Source organism: Reticulibacter mediterranei (genome assembly GCF_016587455.1).
Genome location: NZ_BNJK01000001.1, coordinates 4,181,369 through 4,201,482 on the forward strand (window position 1 = coordinate 4,181,369; position 20,114 = coordinate 4,201,482).

The window sequence follows — 20,114 nt, forward strand, 5'->3', positions numbered from 1 at the left end:
CATAGAAGGAGGGTTGTTATGACGACGCAGGCAGAGTCGAAAAAGCTCTATTTTGAGGATGTCCAGGTTGGCGATGCGTTACCGCAACTGGTCAAGGAGCCGATGACCCATTTACGGTTGGTACGTTATGCCGGGGCTTCGGGCGACTTCAATCCGCTGCATACCGATCCTAAAGTCGGCGAGGAGATCGGCACTGGCGGCATTATCGCGCACGGCATGCTCATTATGGGTTTTGTGGGCCAGTTGGTGAGCGATTATGTCGGTCCTGAAGCGCTACGCAAGTTCGGCGTTCGGTTCAAGGGAATGACGCACCTCGATGATGTCATTACCTGTGCAGGAACCGTGACGGAAAAATATGAGGCTGATGGCGAGGCACGCATCGCTGGTAAGGTCCAGGCGGTCGATCAAAATGGTGATGTTAAAGTCGCCGGAACCTTTGTCGCCGCGCTGCCACATAAAAGCTAGCTCTATCTCATCTATTATCATGCGGAGCCTCAAGCATAAATGGCTCCGCTACAATGCCTGTATATCAGTTTTGTATCTCTAATAAATTAATAACCAGGCCACGAATAGCTTCTGCTATCTTGCTCAATTCCTCCTCAAGCTCTGTTGAGGACATTCTGCTCAATGTCTTGCCTCCTGAGGGTAATGGCGTAATCTCGCCAAAGGGTGTGTGCTTCCAGTTCCCTATGGGACGCAGTAACAGTGGCACCAGCGTCACCGCTCCCCCTGAACTCAGTTTGAGTGCCTGTAATGCCTGCTCATGATACTCCGAATCCAGGAAGCTGCTGCTAAATCCTACAAAAATTAACTGCGAACCACTCAAATAGCGTTCCTGGGTGAGCTGTCGATGTTCGCCTGGTCGAAGCATTCCCCTGTGCCATTCCTCAATTAAGTTATCCGCCCGTAATACTTTTAGTTGTCTCCAGAGCTTTTCCATCACAGGCAAATCTTCATCGCAGTACACATAGAAAACTCGAATTGCTTTTTTCTTCTCCTGTTTCTGCTCCTGTTTGTCGAATGGCATCGGCCTTTGATATTCTACTCCCTGGGTATGTTTCCTGTTCAGGTGGTGATAGAGGATACGCCAGAAATCCTCGTGCCCATAGTTTTCTCCGACAATGGAGACAGCTTTTTCCTTCTTTTGATGGAGAATGGATGCTATCTGCTGATCATCGATACTCTTTTCATCTTCACTCACCAGCCATAAAGTTGCGGGCGAAGCGAGCAAAAGAGGCAGCATCGCACTATCCCAGAGATGATCAATGCCGACTGCCAGTACGTCACCATGTAATAGAGTGTGTAGATACTGATTGAGCTTGTCGTTGTTTAAAATGTAGGAGTGGCGGTTGTAAATTGTATATTCACGTGATAGCCAGTCTCCGAATACTTTTGTGAGCCTATAAGGTAGCTCTCTTTGCTGAGGTGGATATTGGTTTCCCTCTGTTGAGGGTCCATTAGCTGCTTGCGACGCTTTGTAACGTTGACTTTGTTGTGGCGAAGGCCGTTTTCCAGCTATAACTACCTCAAAATCTTTTTCTTCGATCAAGCCTGCGTGATGCAACGCTTTCTCAACCAGATCATCTATATTTGTTGATATGATCTCTCTAAAATACCCTCTTTTTACAATTTCCGCGAAGTAGCCATCTCCATCATGTAGCTCTGGTAAGTTTTTTACACCCTTAAAGATATCGTGTAAAGTTGCATGCATTTCTCTTTCGCCTAGCTGGTTACGCATCAGTACCTCGTGACATTCACGGAAGCTCCAGGCCAGAGAGTGGGTTTGTAAATTATGGGTGGTATATTGCTGACAGTAATTATAAAGAGGTAAACTGCGATATAAGGCACCAGCATGAGATCCTAGTAATAGAATGGTTTGCTGATTATGACGCCTTCGCATCTCCAGCCATTTACTTATATCGTGTATAGTAAATCGTTCGCTTCCTTTCATGCCAGAACTACACTTTCCAGGATATCCAGATGTAGATGGTACGATGTGATGACGGTAGAACTATGAATGGAATGTGAGCGAAGGCGCATATTGCAGGAGCCTTAGTGCCTCCAATCGTAGGGCTTCAGGAAATAAAGCCTTGTAGATACCACAATTAGGGGAACGGATATCGTTGCGTCCGGTAAGTCTATATGTTACGGCTGCACAGCCACCAGCGCACCAGTAGCGCCAGTTGCATGTGCGGCAACCTTCTTTTTCATCGACATCCAATACCTGTATCCCTTCTCGCTGCCTACGTATGTCCTGCAACGGATCATCGGCATCGATTGTTGTAATTGTGTGTGCAATCTCCGTCTGACACTTCGCGACGCCACCATGCTGGTCGATCACCAGATAACTCTCTCCTACATTACATGTATGGTGATGAGGAGCGTCAAAACTAGCTTTATCGATAAGTGCGCTATAGATACGTCTCGCTGGCAAGTGTCTTTCAATGATTGCAAACGCCGCTTTCATCCCATGTATCATCTGTTTTTCGGAGAATTGCAGATCTGTCAACGATGCAGAACAATCATTCTCCCTATAATAACTAAACGAAAATGGCAGGTCGCGCTCAAGTAAATAATCAACGAGTTTAGGGAGACCAGCGAGATTGCGTTGCGAGACCGTCACATTGATATTTGGCATCAGGTCATGTTCTAGCAAGCGTGTAATAGCGCGGTCCACCAGGCGAAACGATCCCATTCCGTTCACGAGCGGGCGCTGTTTGTCGTGATCCTCGCCGATGCCATCAAGCGAGATCGTCACTCCGATGTTGCGCTGTTTGAGCTGCTGAATGCTTCTGGGCAACAAGGCTGCACCATTACTGAGCAAGGTAGCGGACAACCGCAGACCATGTTGTTCTGCCTGCCGTAATGCATAATCGTGAAGTGCTAGCACTTGAGGGAGACGCAGGAGAGCCTCACCACCTGCATACTTCAAATGTATTTGTTGATAGTGAGCATGCAGAGCGGAGCGAATCACAGCATCGACAGCGCGCTCTCCAATGTCAGTTGCCATATGTTCTGTGCTTTTCGCGATATAACAATAGGAGCAGCCCATATTGCAAGTATTGGTCACATGCAACCAGGCCGAAAGCGTTTTTGATGGGGCGGAAGGCAGAACCAGAATATCAACTTTTTTATCTTGATCAATGATAAGTCCTAGCGTAACGAAGAGGGTAACGATTCGAGCCTTTTGTAGTGCTGATGGCTGGTCAAGATCATATTCAGGATTACCGGCCCATTGTTTCACCAACTCCTTCAAACTATGTTTGCTGCGAAATAGTTCTAGCAAAGAGCGGGCCTCTTCGTCCAGCACAATGATGTTGCCCTGATCGATGGGGTTGCAGGCCAGCCAGTGTGTAGCATCCAACTGTGCAAGATAGAGATTCTGGGAGCACCAAAGCCTGTGGTTCCAGAGAGATAACATGCGGTCTTGTAGAGGAAGGGGAGCAACAATGCACTGCTGATACGGCGAAGCGCAATCGCTACAATCATCACAATCATTTGCATAATAAGCAGATGTGTCGAGAAAGTTCTCATAACGAGAGTTTTCTCCAACACATCTGTCACCTGTCGAAAAAATATGAGGGAAGATCCCCGATTGTTGGTAAAGAGCAGGATCAAGCCAGATATGCATCGTATATTTCCCCGTTGAATGATATTGTTTACTTGATTGTGCAGTAAGCAAAGGCACTACGAGACGCTATACGAGCAGGCTAGAATAAAGTCATGCACCATGTGAAGGAATTGGAGGCTATCCTGTTCTCTGAATCTTTCATTGCAAAAAAAGCTCCTTGACTTCATCACAGGCGGTCAGCAGTTCGGGATACTCTTTGTCGAGGTTGTGTCCTTTCCAATAGTCCGTGATATCATACAGAACACGTCTTGCCTCTTCCTGGTTGGTTACTCCTATAAGCGCATCGACCAGCTGTTGAACTGCATCGTTATATTCTCCATGATTATAAAGTGCCATATAACGGCAGTAAGCAACAAAATGTTGAAATGCCCTCCTCAAGTCTCTCTCATGATATAGCAGATCACCTTGCATAAATTCCATGCGTGCTAGCAAATCATAGTAGTTTCGTTCGTTAGCGTTCCGTTCGGCCTCTAATACTGTCTGGTGATACTCATCTGTTTTGTCCTGAGTTGCCAGACATTCGGCCAGATAGATCGAGGCTTCTACCAGTTGATAGTTATCTGCAACGCGCCGCGCACGCTCTATAGCCCGTTCAAAGAAGGATTGTGCTACCTCTAGTTCCTGTTGTTCTCTATACACCCGCCCTTGCCAGATAAGACTCGTAATATAAAATTCTACATTTGATTCGACTGCGATTCTTTGAGCTTGCTCAAACCAGGTAAGAGCTTCGGCGAAATTCTTTCTCTCGAATTGTACTTGCCCCAGACGATGACTGACTGCTGCAATGTCTCTTTTTGAGTCTGTGCGTAAGTAAACCTCATATGCAGCCTTAAAGCGGTTTTCCGCTTCAGTAATGTTATTCGCAGAGAGATAGATAGCGCCAAGCGTACTTAAACTACGCCCAATCTCGATTTCGCTTATTTCATCTTTCTGGAATAACTGCCAGCGAATGCGCCATGCGATTTTACAATGCAGCAGCGCCTCATCGAACTTTCCTTGATAACGATAAACAAAGCTCATATTATTGAGCGTCTCGGCATAATTATGCATAGTCTTGGGCGTTTTAAAAAGGTCTGCGCTTTGTTGATAATAATCCAATGCCTCATCAAAATGACCACGTCGCCGCTCGATATAGCCGAGCATGTTTAATAATCCAGCACGAAGATCCTGAAAATCTTTTTTATCACTGCGCTCAGTGATAATATTCAGGCATTCTTTAAGATGGCTTTCTGCCTCACCCCAGATATTTTTCCTGTAATAACATCGTCCCTGTTGGTTGAGTATCTCGTAATAATTTTCTTCATACCACTGTTGATCATGTTCTTTGGTGAGTTGCTCTAAAACATAGAGTGCCTCATCGGGTACATCTTCCAGGAGTAACAATTGTGCTTCAGCCAGACGCGTTTCGTTGCGTTGAGCCAGAGGCATTGAAGATGTGAAGCTCTGAACTTCCTGGAAGAGCAGACGAGCAAGTACTCTTTTTCTGAGCCTTCTCGCGATCTGAAAACGACCCCGAAAATATTCGAGTCCTTCTTCTAGATTGATGAAAAGACTATGATGGAGTACGACAAGGTTACAGAGTTGTTGCCACGCTTCGTTCTTTGGTTCAGTCGATGAGGACTGGCTGTAGTATTTGATGATGCTACGGCTGATGTCTTTGCGCAGGCGTTTGTCAGGGTCTAACCCTTCCCAACAATATTTGACGACCAGCCGCCTCATCTCGTCGTGTAAAACAAAGCTATCGCCTGTACTTGCCTGACGCACAAAAGAGAGTTGCGGCAGTTTCATGGCAATCTCTTCCCGACTGGTCCGGTGTATCGGTCCCAATTGTGGCACCTGATCTAAAATTTGTTCTAATAATGTGAGATTAAAATGATGATAGGCGTGAGCCATAAAGAGGATAACCCAATTGATTGGGTTTTCTAATTTATTGATCTGCGGTATCAGGTGTTCCTCAAAATGCTGCTCCGCTATTACCATAAGCTCATCAAGAGATTGTATACGATTATTCAACACATCCACCACCAATCCAATCATAATCGGACGACCTTCGGTTCGCTTATATAATGCCGCAATCTGTTGCTCATCTTGCGGCGGTAGACTATAGATCGCTTCCGCGTCAATATAGTCCAGCATTTCTTGTACGTTGAATGGATAGAGCGTAACGCTCTGCACCTCCGCCTGCCGGCCTAGCCAGTTGGGATGGTTCCAGTTCAGCCTGTTGCGACCAGCCATCAGGACTTTCATGTGGGAGGAGCTATAGGTATCAGGAAACGTTTGGGAACTGCGCAAAACCGCTATAATAGGATTATCCTCAATCACTTCAAATGTATCAAAAATGATCAGTAGCGTTTTTTGCTCCTCTGCTAAGATCGGTTCGAGCCGCTGAATATCTTCAACCAGTGCTGCCGCAATCGCTGTGAAAGTTGTTTCATCTTCAGCAACATCGCTCACACTTCCGACATTTGCGCTTTCCATTTTCTTAGAGTTATATTGCTCGCGAATCTTAGCAAATGCTGGATACTCCCACCTCGGACACAAATTATGGAACGCTCCTACAATCTTATCTGCCAGGAACAGCCGATCTCTATCGTCTACGCTGAAGAAATCGACCATTAAGACGCCAATATCCGGGTGCTGGCGTGCCTCTTTCGCGCATTCTCGTAATAGCCAGGTTTTTCCTATGCCTCCCTTTTTCTCTGGCTCCTCCGTTTTATCGTGGAAATAGAGAATCCAGGGAGCGTCAGGCTGGTGTAGCCATGTTGTAAATTGTTGTATCTCCTGCTCGCGGCCAATAAAATGGCTCTTTTTTTCTTGTGTTTCCATTCCCTTTGTCCCCTATACATCTCCTTTAATTTGAGCGGCGCGTTCCTGTATAGCCTGTTCAATCTGTGGCAAATACTGACCCAGTTCTTCTTTGAGTTCCTGATCTTGCGCAAACTCTTCAAAGAACGGCTGGAGAAACTCTGGCTGCTCTTTGAGGATACTTGCTAGCGCTTCCATCACTTTTTGTTCATGATGCTCTATAGACGGATTGCTTGCGAGATGATATAAATATTCACGTGCATAACGAACACGATCCTGCCCCGTCGCTTCCTGAGCCAGTTGATGATTGAGGTCGGCCAGAAAGTTATGGACAGCAAAATATTCCTGTGGGCGCACTTGCTGGTAGAGCAGGAGAAAGAGGTGGCGCACCGGCGTTTCTACTGCAAATCCGAAACGTTCCAGATTCCACGAGAAAACATGCGTTGTTTCGTGAAGTTCTGTGGGCAAACTAAAATAGGCAAGACTGCTTTTACGATGATATTCAGGTGCGAAGTGCGTTATAAGCTCTTCCATGAGCATTGTGTTAGAACGACGGGGAACAGAGAGCAGGCGCAGAAGCGTGAAACATCTTTCCTTCCAGTCACCTTCTGCCCCTTTCAAAATTTCCTGATCGATGATCCGCTCTTTTAATCGTGCAACTATCCGCTGTTTTCCTGCTTCAGTACGTGGATCATTCCCATCGTTGATGGCCTCCACCATGATGTTCATTGCCAGTGGATATCCCTGCGTCCAGCGAAATATGATGGAGCGCAGATCAGAATCGATCTGTTTCTCTGGCTCGTTGATGTCCTGTTCCCATTTGTCCAGATATTCTTCACAACTCGAACGATCCAGCGCTCTTAAATTATGCCATTGCAACTTCCTGGCCACAGAGCGCTCATTCTCGAACTCGATCATCTTCTTACTTGCCAGCACCACAAATAGCTTCTCGTCGTCGATTAAGTCTCGCAGCAATGCTTCTATCTCCTCTACCTGATCGTTGCCTGTTTCGTCTACTGCGTCCAATAACATAACGACCGGCCCTTGCTTAAGTAAAACTTTGATCGCGCCGACTGCGGATTGCTCAAGTTGTAGACCACTTTTCCGTAAATAATTGTTAACCTGGTTAACTACTTCTTTCTGAAGAAATGTACTTTCCTTGCCTGCGAGACTCACCCAGATATATGGAAGCATCGTGTCATGGCAGCGTTCTTTGATCTGTTCCAGCAATAGCGTTTTGCCAATTCCACTTACCCCATAAAATTCAAGAATAGGATTGCGAAGCAACCTATGCTTGTCTAACAACGTGCGGAACGAGTCATCGATTAATTGCATCTCACGATCTCGATCGACGAAAACACTCATCATCTTCTCCATGCAAATATTCTATTTCTGTGCGAGTGTACTATATAAATATTTTGCCTTTAGCTTTTTATCGTGGAAAATTCGCAGAATTAGCCTTCACTGCCCAATGATAATTGTATTTTACAACAAATAAGCCTTTATCGTCTATACAAGTAGTATCTTTTGAAGCAGTGTTTGCATCTTACAAGAGTAAGATTTATTTTTATCTATAGTGGCTCTATTTCCTGGCCCTATCTTATAGCATTAGCTTTTCACGCCCCACGCCGTTAAAAATTGCCAGTGGGCGCGGAAGTTCGGCTGCATCAGCTCCGCCATGGTTGCGTTGTAATCCGCGTCCAGCTCTTCCTGACTGGTTTGCAGCACTTTGCGATAGAATGGTTGGGCCAGAATCATGCTGACGCGAAAGTTTTCAAGCATCGCGGGATAACCAGAGGTGCCCACCGAATAATCGAGCAGGTGCGGTTGCTGCTGAATATCGCGACATCCTGCACCGCGCAGGTGTTGCGCCAGCATAGTTGTTGCCCCCAGATTCAGGCCAAGAGGATGCTGTGAAAGGCCAGCCTTTGCTATTGCCTTGAGGGATCGAACTTTATCGATTTCGAAATGTTCACTATTGGTGTTACCCCACGTATCACATTCGGTCAGCACGATAAAACCGCCCGGACGTGTGACGCGTGCAAACTCTTTGATGATCTGCGGCCACCATTCTTTGTGGAGAAAGCCTGCCATGAAGCGGGCATTTACGAGGTCAAATCTAGCATCGGGGAACTCGAGCGTCTTTGTCGCATCCATGACGGAGAAATGGATATTGTCTAGCTTTTGCACTTTTACATAGGCATTGGCGTAGTCAACCATTGTTTTACTAATATCGATGCCTGTAACTTCAACGTCTGGGAATTGTGATGCCACCTCGCGCGTCCACCCTCCAGGACCACAGGCAACATCGAGAACGCTACGTACACCGGTCAAATCTAAATTGGTAGGAAACAATCCTCCCATTGCTGCGGTCACTGCCTGATCCAGATTGATCAGTCGCGCCATCTCAGCTGCGCTTTCTGTGGGCAGAATATAGCTATTTTCGTTGGTACTCATCACGTATCCTCAGCTTAAATCTCTATATGCCAATCGATCGGTGACATCTTTTGCAAGCATATACTTTTCTGTGCTGATGTGCTAGTACCTGGACTGTTTCTTACCAATTTTCACTACCAGCCTGCTGAGAAGCAAGAGAGCGGTATTACGCTAATGTCGCTTGCCAGCTTGCTATGTTGCGCTTGATTTGAGCAATATGGACCGTGTCGTGTTCTACCCAGTGTCCTACCCACTCTTCGGCTGTGAAGTGATCATATTCGGGATGATACGCTTTTCGTGCCCACTCACTATCGCGTAAGAAGGTCAGGATGTTCAGGCTGGCCGCACGTTGGATGGCGAAATCGTGCAGCAGCTCGCTCACCCGATCTCGTCCCTTGTTGCGCTGACTATACCAGTATTTCTCGTCATGGGAGCCGAGCGAAGGCACGTCTTCTTTGATGATGCGCTCCAACCTCGTGCGCATAATAAACATCTCGTCATCAACTAGGTGGGCCAGAATTTCGCGAATCGTCCACTCATCTGCATCCTGCCGATAATCCAGCGCCTCATCGTTTAATGCAGCTGTCAGGCGAACAAGTGTGGGATGAGTCTGTTCTAATGTGGTAATCAACGCAGAACGGGCCGTGATCATTAGAAATGTCCCTTCTTCATAAAATGAAATAATGATTTCAACAATGTACAATGCCCAGATATGGCAGGGGCGACGGCTTGTCCTCGCCCGTATTGCACCAAATATATGTATTGTAAGACTGGGCGAGGACAAGCCGTCGCCCCTGCCATATCTGGGTGGTCCTTCCCGTCTCATTTGACGGATGCGCCAATTAATCTTTTATATGCCTTTTTGCTTTCGCTTGTCTTTATTCTATCTGTCTGTTATGATGCAGTCAAGCGAATAAAAGTGATAGAAACAATCGCTAAAATCGATCAATCAAGAGGAAAGAACATGGATTTGCGTCAGCTCACTACTTTTCGTGCCGTCGCCCAGACTCTCAGCTTCCATCGTGCTGCCACGCAGCTCAATTATGTGCAATCAAGTGTCAGTACGCAAATACAGCTTTTGGAAGAAGAACTTGGCGTGAGGCTCTTTGATCGTCTCGGTAAGCGCGTTGTCCTGACTGAAGCGGGACAGCAACTTTTGCATTATGCCGAGAAGTTGCTCAATCTGGCTGAGGAGGCGCGGACCGCGATTATGGACGGCGATGGTCCCCGAGGCATGCTCACAATGAGCGCGCCGGAAACGCTCTGGACCTATCGCTTGCCCGCTCTGCTCAAGCGATTTCGTGAGCTATTTCCCCTCGTGCAGCTACAATTTCGCCACTATTCCTCTAAAGAACTGTTTCAGCGTGTGCAGGAGGGGGCCGTTGATGTGGCGTTTGTGCTGGATGAGCCGCTGCTCTCGACGACCGTCTCCGTCGACCGACTGATCCCGGAACCACTGCTCATTATTGCTGCTCCTGACTCGCCGCTGGCCTGCTTGCCCGAAGTTGGACCGTTGGATCTCGATGGGCAGCAGTTGTTGTTGACCGAGGCCGGTTGTAGTTATCGCAATATCTTCTATCGCGCCCTGGCTGCCGAGGGGGTGCATGCCAATTCGGTCCTCGAATTTGCCAGCGTCGAGGCGATTAAACAGTGCGTGATGGTGGGATTGGGCATTGCAGTATTGCCGTCAATTGTGGTGGAGAAAGAGATCGCGCAGGGAAAGTTGGTGGCGCTGCCCTGGCAACGGTCGTCAGAAGCACACTTTGCGGAGGGGATCGTGACGCAAATCATCTGGCACAAAGACAAGTGGCTCTCTCCTTCGCTACAAGCCTTTCTGAACCTCACGCGTGAGATTCTCACACATGAAGTTCAGATTGCCTCAGCCTAAAAAGGACCGAGCTGGCTTGACCAGGATGAACTACCACTGGCAGATTTGTACCAGCCATAAGCTGAGGCCGTTGCATCGGGTCCATCGTATACCATGCCGGTATAGCAGGATGTTTGACCAGGCGCAACCGCCAGATTTCCTCCCGAGTCGCAGGTATAGGCTTTGCCGTCACCATTACGCACAATCTTTGCATTACCAAGCGCATTGGCAGCAACCGCTTTACTGAACACAATTTTAGCCCATGCCGCGTGGCATGTGATGCTGAATTGAAAGTACAGGGTTCCGGTGACGCCGTTAAAACTCACAGACTTTGGCGTCGAATTGGAAAGGGTTGCCGCGCATGTCTTGCCACTAACGGTATAGGATGTGGGATTCTTGCCATCAACAGCGTGAGAGGCCGAAGCGGGCGTGGGCGTCGGAGTAGGCGCAGGTTTGGATGCAGCCGTTGGTGTAGGCGCGGCGGTAGTGGGTACAGATCCCGTTGATGCAGCCGTCGTTGGGGTTGGGACGGTTGCGGAATCCGAAGGTGATGTCGGGGTTGGTATAGGAACTGAAGCACCTGTTGGTGAAGAACCAATGGTGCCATCCTGAGTGCCAGTGGGCGGCACAACAGGGGTATTAGTAGTAGTTGACGCCGTGCTGCTGGCTGTGAGCGTTGGCGTGGACGAGGGTGTTGACTGATCTGGTGGGGCTGGCAATGGTTGTGTAATAAACTTCTCAAAGAGATTGCGGAACGTCTGCCCCTGTGTTGTAAGCGTATTGGTCGGGCTGATGAGAGGAACCGGAGCGTTGATGCCTGAGTACTGCATGGAGGCAAAGACCTCATTTGTCGCCAGTGTTTGCAATGCGTTTTGCGTCCAGGTTGCAACGAAGTTCTTATCTGTACTCTTACCATCGGTTGGTGTTGCATTTGCTGCATAGTTCCAGGCGGTAATCATCACGGGGCGCGAACTGGGTATAAATTGCTTCATCAGCAGACGCGCGGCGGTGATGTGCTGATCCCAGGTGTGAATGCCCGCCAGACATTGCTGCTGACTCCATGACGCATCACACGTAAATTCGTGCCAGCTTATCTCGTCGGGCAATGGCTGTGCATGCTGCAAAAACTGTTGCAAATAATCGTCATCATATTGATATGTCGCTGGCCCAACAAATTGCGCCTGGGGGGCCAGTTGCTTGAGTTTTGGTACGATCTGGTTCCATGATTGTGTATACTGGTCGGCTGTCACACCGAGCACATCATCTTCATCGCCATATTCATAATACACTGTCTGGCCGGGGAAGACGTTCGAGATCGTTTGTATCGCCAGAGTATCATCGGCCAGCGCTTGCGAAGACAATGTTGAATGCAGGCTGACCAGGGGAATTGCGCCGATCTTCTGAATATATTGTGCTTGCTGTGTAATTTCTTGCTGCGAAGGTCGTTCAGTGAGCGATATACGTACAATTTGTACGTGAAGAGTGTGCAAGAGTTGCTGTGTGGATGAAGACTGGCTGATCTGGAGCTGATCGTTTTTTGAGAAATCTAGATTGGTGCCAAAAAGCAAGGGAGAGACCTTTTTTGTTGGCATAGGCGTTGTGGATGAAGATGCTGCATGTTGCTTCGACGGCTGTTGAGCGTCGATCAGAGCGTTCATACCCAGCACGATCACCAGAATCACTCCCAATATTATGGTGCCTAAAAAGAGAAGACGTTTTACATGTTCTGGTAACTCTAGCATGCGCATAGGAAATAATGCCTCGTCGTGAACTGAGAAAAATAGAGGATACATAGACAAATGTAACATGTAGGGCGTTTGCTCGCAAGTTTTCCAGCCTGTATGTACCCTTTAGAAGCAAAAGGCAAAAATTTGTCTCTGTTTCTGTCAGGTTTTGGTCGCATCTTTTGTCATATAGATAAAGGGGAATCTCCTCTGTTTGGAGAAATGGACTCTTCAGCAGGTTTCCAGTCAAAGGCTGAAAAATGTACGGGGAAAGATCAGGAGCAGGTACGATGATACGAGAGGCAAAGGGGTGTGGCAGGATACAACCCAATAATATATTGAAGCAAGAGCGGCAACAACGTGGTTGGTCGCGGGGCTATGTTGCCGAGCAGATTGGGATTGCCGATCCCAAAACAATTGGACGCTGGGAGCGTGGAGCCTCTTTCCCCAGTGCTTATTTTCTTCAGCGCTTGTGTCTCCTCTTTGAGATGCGACCCCATGAACTGGGCCTTTTGCAGGAAGATACAATGTCTTCTTCTGTTCTCTCCTCCATACAACCGCTATCGATCCATCCAGATGAACATCATGCAGAGCCAGTTTTTGATCCGCTGATCCCTTCACCACATGTTGAAACGGATGGGCTGGTGGCTCGTGATGCCATGCTGCAACAACTGAAAGAGCTGCTTTGTGGAAAAGGGCGCGTGCAGATGGCGCTGTATGGGTTGCCAGGTGTCGGAAAAACCGCACTCGCCGCAGAACTGGCCTATGATAGTGTGATGCAGCGGCGTTTCTGCGATGGAATTCTCTGGGCAACACCGGGACCAGAGGCGAACGTGCTGACACACCTGGAACGTTGGGGCAATCTTCTGGATCTATCAACTGCTGAGATGCAGCGTCTCACCACCATTGAGATGTGGATACACAGTCTTCGCTCTGCCATAGGGATGCGCCAGATGTTGATCGTTATCGATGATGCGTGGACAACTGAGAGCGCATTCGCCTTCAATGTTGGCGGCCCAAACTGCTCGTATCTGTTGACGACCCGCTTACCAACCGTCGCGCTTCATTTCGCCAATGCCAATGCGCTCCATGTCGGCGTATGGGGCGAAGAAGAAGGTCTGCAATTGCTGGAGCGTTTTGTCCCGGCGCTTATTACGCAAGATGAGCCTGCTGCGCGCAGATTAGTGAGAGCCGTTGGCGGGCTGCCATTAGGGATCACTATTATTGGCAAATACTGTCGTGATCATAGCTATGGCGGTCAGCAGCGGCGGTTGCAGGCGGCGCTGGAACGGCTCAATTCTGCTGAAGAGCGTCTGCACCTGGAACATCAAGAAGGAAAACCAGAACATTCGTTTATTTCAATGGAGATAGCTATTGCAACCAGTTATCAGTATCTTGACGAACGCGCCCGATATATGCTCTCGCAACTATCAGTATTCCCATGTACGTGCAACGGTTTTTCAGAAGAGGCAGCACTGGCTGTCAGCGCGATGACGATTGAGGCGCTGGATGCGCTGGTAGATGCTGGATTGCTGGAAATGATCGGTTCGGGCCGCTATGCTCTGCATTCGACTATTGCAGATTATGCGCGCATTCAGCAGTACAACGTCACTTCTGCGCGCAAGCGTATGGTTGCCTATTTTGTTCGCTATGTGGAGATGTATGGCATGGATAGCCATGCTTTAACGATAGAACAGCACAATATTCAGGAGGCGCTGAGCATGGCTTTTGCCCTCAGCATTTCCAGTGCAACGTTGCAAGTTGTATTGAATTTCGCTGCCTTCTTACAGGAGCGTGGACACGCTGAGCAAGCGGCCTGGTGTCTCCAGCAAGTTGAGCAGGCAGTACGTCAAGCCAATAAACACAGTGGGTGGCCCGGTGGTGCGCTACATGAGGAGAGGCAGCTATTCTCAGCACAGGAGCATATTCCTGCCGTGTTGATGCGGGCATATCAAGCATGCGAGCATCGTCTGGTGGCACCTGTCACTGCTCAGAAGAGGCGACCTCATCTGCTGACCGGCCCTCCCTCCTGAGCAGATGGTGGTGCAACAGGTATTCATCAGCTATCATTGTTGTAGCAGATGCAGGAAAGACTCCTGAACCCGCTGCTATTTTATCTGAGAGGCGGTTCGCCCATGCCGTATTGGGGAAGGGAAACAACCCCTACAACATATATAGAAAGTAGCCCTGAAGAGTGTGGGCTGGTCGTACGGGCGCAGGGAGGGAATCAAGCGGCTTTTGAAGCACTTTATGAGCGATACAATGACCGTATCTGCCGTTATGTCATTCGCATGGTTGGCGATGATGGTGTGGGCTGTGAATTGGCGCAAGATGTATTTGCTAAAGCGTGGGAGGCATTGCCGGGACTGCGTCAACCAGAAAAGTTTGTTGGCTGGCTTTATCGAATTGCCACCAACTACACAAATACCTATCAACAGCGCGGGAAGCGTCTGCGCTTGATTTCCTGGGATATCTATAGAGGAGGAGCGGAGGAACTGATTGCTGAGGGGCCGGAGGCGCAGGTGGAAGAGAGCGAGCTGCTCAAGCTCGCCCTCGCACGGGTTTCACCAACGTACCGACCATGCCTCATTCTTTATGTAATCGAGGAACTGTCTCAGCGCGAAATCGCTCATCTTCTCAAAATAAAGGAAGCTTCCGTGAGTAAATATGTCAGTCGAGGAAAAGAAGAGTTACGGCAGATCTATCATCAACTGGCGATCGGACAAAGCGCCGGGGCTAGAGGAAGGGGGAAGAAGCGATGAATCCACTCTCTCCCTGTCTTGCCTGGGCTGAGAAACTGGCGCTTAGATATGAAGATCTTACGCTGGAAGAGCGCACAGCCCTTGACGCCCATGTGCAATCGTGCCAGGCTTGCAGACGGGCGCAGGCGGACTATCAGCATCTCGATGCCCGGTTGCGGGCGCTGCCGCCACCAGCAGTAAAGCCGTTGCCGCGCCTCTCGCCGATCCTTGTTTCTGCCGAGCGTGAAGAGCGTTCGACCAGAAAACCGCAGCCGAGCAGGGCGCCATCTCCTGCCCGTCGTCAACGTACATCTTCTTTCGTGCGCATTATAGAGAAAACGTTACCTGCGACGCTGGTTGCCAGCCTGATCCTCGCCCTGGCCGTCCTCTTTGGGGCGCGCTATGTATTCACGAGCCTCGCGCATCCCCTTGGCACGACGCTGCTTTCCTATACGGGCCAGCACGATATCGTGGACGCAGTGGATTGGTCGCCAGATGATCGCTATGTCGTCTCGGCAAGCTGGGATCGCACAGTACAGATCTGGGATGCCAAAACGAAGACTCGCCGCCTGACCTATACGGGGCATAGCGATATCGTAGATGCCGTCGCGTGGTCGCCGGATGGAAAGTATATAGCATCGGGAAGCTGGGATCATACGGTACAGATCTGGAATGCGCAGACTGGACAGTTACTCATTACCTATAAACAGCACCATGACGTTGTTTCTACGGTGGCATGGTCGCCGGATGGAAAGTATATAGCATCGGGAAGCTGGGATCATACGGTGCAGATCTGGAATGCGCAGACCGGTCAGCGAGTGGTGACATATGGAAACGATAAGAAGCAGCCTTCCAACGAATTTATCAATGCCGTCGCGTGGTCGCCAGATAGCCGCTTTATCGCTATTGCTGATCGCGATTCTAAGGTCAACATCGTCGATGCTACAACGGGCCTGATTCTACGCACGTATCGCGGCCATACTGATGTGGTCAACACTGTCTCCTGGTCGCCAGATGGCCGCTATATCGCCTCGGGTGGACGCGATAAGACGGTGCAGGTCTGGAATGCTGCGACGGGCAAAACCGTGCAGACCTATAAAGGGCATAGCTTTGATGTCTCGGACGTGTCGTGGTCGCCAGATGGGAAATACATAGCGTCGAGCAGTTGGGATCATACAGTCCAACTCTGGAATGTCCAGACCGATCAGACTCTCTACACCTACAAAGGCCATAACGAGAACGTGGAAGCAGTCGTGTGGTCGCATGATGGGCGCTATATCGCCTCCGGCGGCTGGGATCGCACCACGCAAATCTGGGAAGCAGCGATATAATTGCAGGCGGTTCCCCCGTAGCGACAATCCCTTGCGGTTGTCGCGGGTTGCCCCTATGATGCGCCTTGCCCGCGACAACCGCAAGGGATTGTCGCTACGGGGGACATTACGAGACTACAAAAAGCCCCCATGCAGCCCTCTTAAAGGCGTTTCCCGGAATAAGTGCGTTAGTTAGACTATGAGCAGCGATCATCACAGCAGGCATATTTTCTCTGATTTTATTGAGCGGTGGTAGCGACAATCCCTTGCGGTTGTCGTTGCCACCAGGAAACGTAGCAACCAGTCGCTACAGCAATTTGAGGGACCAAAGGAGGATTTCCCATGAACCTTTTTGATCGTCGGCAGCGTCAAAACCTGGATCAACTGGTAGAAGAGTATAGTCATAAAGGGCTGAGCCGCCGTGTATTTCTTCAGCGTGCCATGTCAGCAGGTTTAACGGCCAGTGCAGCGGGAGCATTGCTGGCAGCCTGCGGTGGCAGCACAGGGAGCAGCGGCGGCACCTCCTCGACGCCAACCACTATTGATGTATTAAATGTCTGGGGTTCAGACGAGCAGGCATCCTTTAAAGCGGTCGTAGCACCTTTTACGGAAAAGACAAAGATCACCGTCAATATCGAATCCACACGTGACCTCGATGCCGTTCTGACCACACGTTTGCGCGGCAATAATCCGCCGGATATCGCCATTTTGCCAAATCCTGGCAAGGTCAAGCAGTTTGCCAGCCAGAATAAGCTCAAGCCGCTGGATAGCTGGTTGGATATGGGTCAGATGAAGTCCGACTATGCCAGCTCCTGGCTCGATCTTGGCTCCCTTGATGGCAAGCTCTATGCCCTCTCCTATAAAGTTGCCAACAAAGGGACGGTCTGGTATAGCCCAGCACAGTTTAAGGCCATCAATGCTGAGACGCCTAAAGCCTGGGACGACCTGATCAAACTGTCCGATAGCATCGCCAGCAAAGGTAAATATCCCTGGTCAATGGGGGTTGAGAGCGCGGCAGCCAGTGGCTGGCCTGCTAGCGACTGGGTTGCTCAGATCTATCTGGAACAGTCTGGTCCCGATCTCTACGATCAGTGGGTAGCCCATAAGATCCCCTGGACGCACGATAGCATTAAGAAGGCATTTCAAACGTTTGGTCAGATCGTCGGTGGCAAGCACTATATCAACGGTGCGCCCCAATCGATTCTCGCGACCAATTACGAGCCAGCGAGCTATGCGCCCTTTGCCAATCCACCGACCGCCTATATGTATTATCTGGGTGATTTCACCGCCGGATTTATTACTGGACAATATAAAAACGCCAAACCGGGGACGGATTTCAACTTCTTCCCCTTCCCAACGATCAATCCGCAATATCAGGGAGCCATCACTGGTGGTGCTGATCTGGTGACGGCGATGAAGGACAATGGCGCGGTCAGCCAGTTCATCAAATACCTGGCGACAGCAGAGGCGCAGACGATCTGGGTGAAACGCGGCGGCTTTACCTCGGTCAACAAACAGGTTGATCTGACAGCCTACCCCAATCCAGTTGCGCAGGATTCGGCCAAGATGCTCACCGATGCCTCCATCTTCCGCTTTGGCGCTGGCGATATGATGCCATCCCAGGTGCAACAAGCATTCTGGAAGGGCACACTGGCCTTCATTAGCGATCAGAAGCAACTGGATTCGATCTTGAGCGGCATCGAATCGACTGCACAGTCAGCATATACATCATAAGAGGGACAATTGTATGGCAAAGGCGCTAACAAACCGTTCGTTGCTTGCTCGTTCTGGGAACGGGCGAGCATCAGTCTGGACGGCGTGGTTCTGGATCACGCCTGCCATCCTCTTTGTTACGATCTTTCTGCTCTATCCTATGCTGGATACCATCTGGCTCAGTTTTTTCAACGCCGATTCCGAGCGCTTTGTGGCTGTTGATAACTACCGTCGCATCTTTACCAACGCGGCCATGCTCGATGTGCTGAAAAACAACATTATCTGGCTCGTGCTGGGAACCACGCTTACCGTCTCGCTTGGACTGATTATCGCGGTTCTGGTTGATCGGGTGCGGATCGAGAGCGCGATTAAAGCGGCCATCTTTGTGCCAATGGCAATCTCTTTCGTCGGCGCAGGCGTGATCTGGCGCTTTGTGTACGAGTATGCGCCCGCTGGTCAGACACAGATCGGACTGCTCAATGCCTTGCTCAGTGTTCTGCATGGTCAGCCAGTGGCGTGGCTGATCGATACCAGATGGAATACCATTGCTCTGATTATCGTCTACGTCTGGATGTGGACCGGCTTTTGCATGGTCATCCTGTCAGCCTCGCTGAAAAGTATCCCGGCAGAAATTCTCGAAGCCGCTCGTATGGATGGAGCAGGCGAGATCACCATCTTTTTCCAGGTCACGGTGCCGATGGTTAGCTCAACTATTGCAGTGGTTGCAACAACGATGGTGATTAATATCTTGAAGATCTTCGACGTGGTATATGTCATGACTGGTGGCAATTATCGCACCAACGTCATTGCCGTTGAATACTACCAGCAGTTCTTCAGCTTTAACAACTTTGGCGTGGCAAACGCTCTGACCGTTCTACTACTGATCGTCATTATCCCTGTTATGGTGATTAATGTGCGTCGATTCCGCACGCAGGAGGCCCAACGATGAGTACTGTACCCGCGAACACCAATGCCCGGTCAAGCGCAGCATCGCGGGGGCTTCCTGCTGAGAAGAAGCAGCCCTTGCATGAAAGTCTGGTAAGCGTCATTAGCGGTGGTTTCGTGACAGCAATTGTTCTGTTCATCGCTTTTCTCTGGTCCATTCCCACGTTCGGGTTGTTTATTAGCTCGTTGCGACCGGCCGATCTGATCAAGAGTACTGGCTGGTGGGCCGGGCTAGTGCCGCCCTGGAACTTTACTCTAGAGAACTATCAACAGGTTTTGCAGGCGCAGGGGTTGGGGCAGGCGTTTCTCAATAGCCTGATCATTGCGATACCGGGAACCATCCTACCAGTGCTGGTAGCGGCCTTTGCTGCCTATGCCTTCGCCTGGATGGAGTTTCCCGGACGCAACTGGCTGTTCATCCTGATTGTCGCGTTGCTGGTGATACCGGTGCAAACGACGCTGATCCCAATACTCAACATCTTTACCAGCGTTGGGCTGACGGGCAGCTATGTGGCGATCTGGCTGGCGCATACGGCCTATGGTCTGCCTTTTGCGGTTTATCTGCTGCGCAATTTCTTTGGTGCGCTTCCCAAAGACCTATTCGAGTCGGCACATATCGATGGGGCATCGCATATGCGGGTGTTCTTCAATATTCTGTTGCCGCTCTCGGTGCCTTCGCTGGCCTCGCTGGTCATCTTCCAGTTTATGTGGGTCTGGAATGATCTGCTGGTTGCTCTGATCTTCCTGGGTGGCAGTCCACAGATTGCGCCAATTACTGTTACAATTGCCAACCTGGTCAACTCCTACGGCACCAACTATCAGGTGTTGACCTCAGCCGCTTTCATCTCGATGGCCCTGCCGCTGGTGATCTTCTTCTCCCTCCAACGCTACTTTGTGCGTGGAATGCTTGCTGGCTCCGTGAAGGGATAAGAAAACCAATTT

The 20,114-nt window shown here is 49.7% G+C and carries 15 protein-coding genes; 8 read left to right on the forward strand and 7 right to left on the reverse strand.

Annotation, left to right across the window (positions count from 1 at the left end; all coding sequences use genetic code 11):
* The first annotated feature begins 18 nt into the window (after nt 1-18).
* Nucleotides 19-465: a MaoC/PaaZ C-terminal domain-containing protein gene (locus K3T83_RS18075; protein ID WP_220204351.1), complete on the forward strand. Its 447-nt coding sequence runs from the start codon at nt 19-21 to the stop codon at nt 463-465.
* A 64-nt stretch (nt 466-529) separates the two neighbouring features.
* Here K3T83_RS18075 and K3T83_RS18080 read toward each other — a convergent pair whose 3' ends face one another.
* From K3T83_RS18080 to K3T83_RS18105, 6 genes are all read right to left on the reverse strand, one after another.
* Entirely contained in the window at nt 530-1,951 is a 1,422-nt protein-coding gene (locus tag K3T83_RS18080; protein ID WP_220204352.1) for a toll/interleukin-1 receptor domain-containing protein, read from the reverse strand.
* Nucleotides 1,952-2,011: 60 nt separating this feature from the next.
* Nucleotides 2,012-3,631 (reverse strand): radical SAM/SPASM domain-containing protein, encoded by a 1,620-nt coding sequence (locus K3T83_RS18085; RefSeq protein WP_220204353.1) that lies wholly within the window; start codon nt 3,629-3,631, stop codon nt 2,012-2,014.
* 138 nt (nt 3,632-3,769) lie between these two features.
* Nucleotides 3,770-6,457 (reverse strand): tetratricopeptide repeat protein, encoded by a 2,688-nt coding sequence (locus tag K3T83_RS18090; protein ID WP_220204354.1) that lies wholly within the window; start codon nt 6,455-6,457, stop codon nt 3,770-3,772.
* 12 nt (nt 6,458-6,469) lie between these two features.
* Entirely contained in the window at nt 6,470-7,804 is a 1,335-nt protein-coding gene (locus K3T83_RS18095) for an NACHT domain-containing protein (protein ID WP_220204355.1), read from the reverse strand.
* Nucleotides 7,805-8,044: 240 nt separating this feature from the next.
* A complete protein-coding gene (locus K3T83_RS18100; protein ID WP_220204356.1) occupies nt 8,045-8,893 on the reverse strand; it encodes a class I SAM-dependent methyltransferase in 849 nt (282 codons plus the stop codon).
* A gap of 145 nt (nt 8,894-9,038) precedes the next feature.
* Nucleotides 9,039-9,524 carry a DinB family protein gene (locus K3T83_RS18105; protein ID WP_220204357.1) on the reverse strand — a complete coding sequence of 162 codons (486 nt, stop codon included), beginning with the start codon at nt 9,522-9,524 and terminating at the stop codon, nt 9,039-9,041.
* Nucleotides 9,525-9,836: 312 nt separating this feature from the next.
* On the opposite strand from K3T83_RS18105, the gene K3T83_RS18110 reads away from it, so the two are divergent.
* Nucleotides 9,837-10,760, forward strand: a complete 924-nt coding sequence (locus K3T83_RS18110; protein ID WP_220204358.1) for a LysR family transcriptional regulator — start codon at nt 9,837-9,839, stop codon at nt 10,758-10,760.
* Here K3T83_RS18110 and K3T83_RS18115 read toward each other — a convergent pair.
* Nucleotides 10,757-12,487, reverse strand: a complete 1,731-nt coding sequence (locus tag K3T83_RS18115) for a DUF2690 domain-containing protein (RefSeq protein ID WP_220204359.1) — start codon at nt 12,485-12,487, stop codon at nt 10,757-10,759. The two genes, K3T83_RS18110 and K3T83_RS18115, sit on opposite strands and share 4 nt — an antisense overlap.
* A 266-nt stretch (nt 12,488-12,753) precedes the next feature.
* Here K3T83_RS18115 and K3T83_RS18120 point away from each other — a divergent pair, with 266 nt between their 5' ends.
* The 6 genes from K3T83_RS18120 (at nt 12,754) to K3T83_RS18145 (ending at nt 20,102) form a co-directional block, all read left to right on the forward strand.
* Nucleotides 12,754-14,496, forward strand: a complete 1,743-nt coding sequence (locus K3T83_RS18120; RefSeq protein ID WP_220204360.1) for a helix-turn-helix domain-containing protein — start codon at nt 12,754-12,756, stop codon at nt 14,494-14,496.
* 102 nt (nt 14,497-14,598) lie between these two features.
* Nucleotides 14,599-15,225 carry an RNA polymerase sigma factor gene (locus K3T83_RS18125; RefSeq protein ID WP_220204361.1) on the forward strand — a complete coding sequence of 209 codons (627 nt, stop codon included), beginning with the start codon at nt 14,599-14,601 and terminating at the stop codon, nt 15,223-15,225.
* The gene (locus K3T83_RS18130) at nt 15,222-16,535 is read left to right on the forward strand and encodes a WD40 domain-containing protein (RefSeq protein ID WP_220204362.1); all 1,314 of its coding nucleotides are present in this window, start codon (nt 15,222-15,224) and stop codon (nt 16,533-16,535) included. Before K3T83_RS18125 ends, K3T83_RS18130 begins: the two co-directional genes overlap by 4 nt.
* A gap of 321 nt (nt 16,536-16,856) precedes the next feature.
* Entirely contained in the window at nt 16,857-18,248 is a 1,392-nt protein-coding gene (locus K3T83_RS18135; RefSeq protein WP_220204363.1) for an ABC transporter substrate-binding protein, read from the forward strand.
* 13 nt (nt 18,249-18,261) lie between these two features.
* Nucleotides 18,262-19,176 carry a carbohydrate ABC transporter permease gene (locus tag K3T83_RS18140; protein WP_220204364.1) on the forward strand — a complete coding sequence of 305 codons (915 nt, stop codon included), beginning with the start codon at nt 18,262-18,264 and terminating at the stop codon, nt 19,174-19,176.
* Nucleotides 19,173-20,102: a carbohydrate ABC transporter permease gene (locus K3T83_RS18145; RefSeq protein WP_220204365.1), complete on the forward strand. Its 930-nt coding sequence runs from the start codon at nt 19,173-19,175 to the stop codon at nt 20,100-20,102. Before K3T83_RS18140 ends, K3T83_RS18145 begins: the two co-directional genes overlap by 4 nt.
* The last annotated feature ends 12 nt before the right edge of the window (nt 20,103-20,114 follow it).

Bases quoted from the DNA above. Each gene is read 5' to 3' on its own strand.
- K3T83_RS18075 (WP_220204351.1), top strand. From the start codon at position 19: ATGACGACGCAGGCAGAGTCGAAAAAGCTCTATTTTGAGGATGTCCAG.
- K3T83_RS18080 (WP_220204352.1), bottom strand. From the start codon at position 1,951: ATGAAAGGAAGCGAACGATTTACTATACACGATATAAGTAAATGGCTG.
- K3T83_RS18085 (WP_220204353.1), bottom strand. From the start codon at position 3,631: ATGCATATCTGGCTTGATCCTGCTCTTTACCAACAATCGGGGATCTTC.
- K3T83_RS18090 (WP_220204354.1), bottom strand. From the start codon at position 6,457: ATGGAAACACAAGAAAAAAAGAGCCATTTTATTGGCCGCGAGCAGGAG.
- K3T83_RS18095 (WP_220204355.1), bottom strand. From the start codon at position 7,804: ATGATGAGTGTTTTCGTCGATCGAGATCGTGAGATGCAATTAATCGAT.
- K3T83_RS18100 (WP_220204356.1), bottom strand. From the start codon at position 8,893: ATGAGTACCAACGAAAATAGCTATATTCTGCCCACAGAAAGCGCAGCT.
- K3T83_RS18105 (WP_220204357.1), bottom strand. From the start codon at position 9,524: ATGATCACGGCCCGTTCTGCGTTGATTACCACATTAGAACAGACTCAT.
- K3T83_RS18110 (WP_220204358.1), top strand. From the start codon at position 9,837: ATGGATTTGCGTCAGCTCACTACTTTTCGTGCCGTCGCCCAGACTCTC.
- K3T83_RS18115 (WP_220204359.1), bottom strand. From the start codon at position 12,487: ATGCGCATGCTAGAGTTACCAGAACATGTAAAACGTCTTCTCTTTTTA.
- K3T83_RS18120 (WP_220204360.1), top strand. From the start codon at position 12,754: ATGATACGAGAGGCAAAGGGGTGTGGCAGGATACAACCCAATAATATA.
- K3T83_RS18125 (WP_220204361.1), top strand. From the start codon at position 14,599: ATGCCGTATTGGGGAAGGGAAACAACCCCTACAACATATATAGAAAGT.
- K3T83_RS18130 (WP_220204362.1), top strand. From the start codon at position 15,222: ATGAATCCACTCTCTCCCTGTCTTGCCTGGGCTGAGAAACTGGCGCTT.
- K3T83_RS18135 (WP_220204363.1), top strand. From the start codon at position 16,857: ATGAACCTTTTTGATCGTCGGCAGCGTCAAAACCTGGATCAACTGGTA.
- K3T83_RS18140 (WP_220204364.1), top strand. From the start codon at position 18,262: ATGGCAAAGGCGCTAACAAACCGTTCGTTGCTTGCTCGTTCTGGGAAC.
- K3T83_RS18145 (WP_220204365.1), top strand. From the start codon at position 19,173: ATGAGTACTGTACCCGCGAACACCAATGCCCGGTCAAGCGCAGCATCG.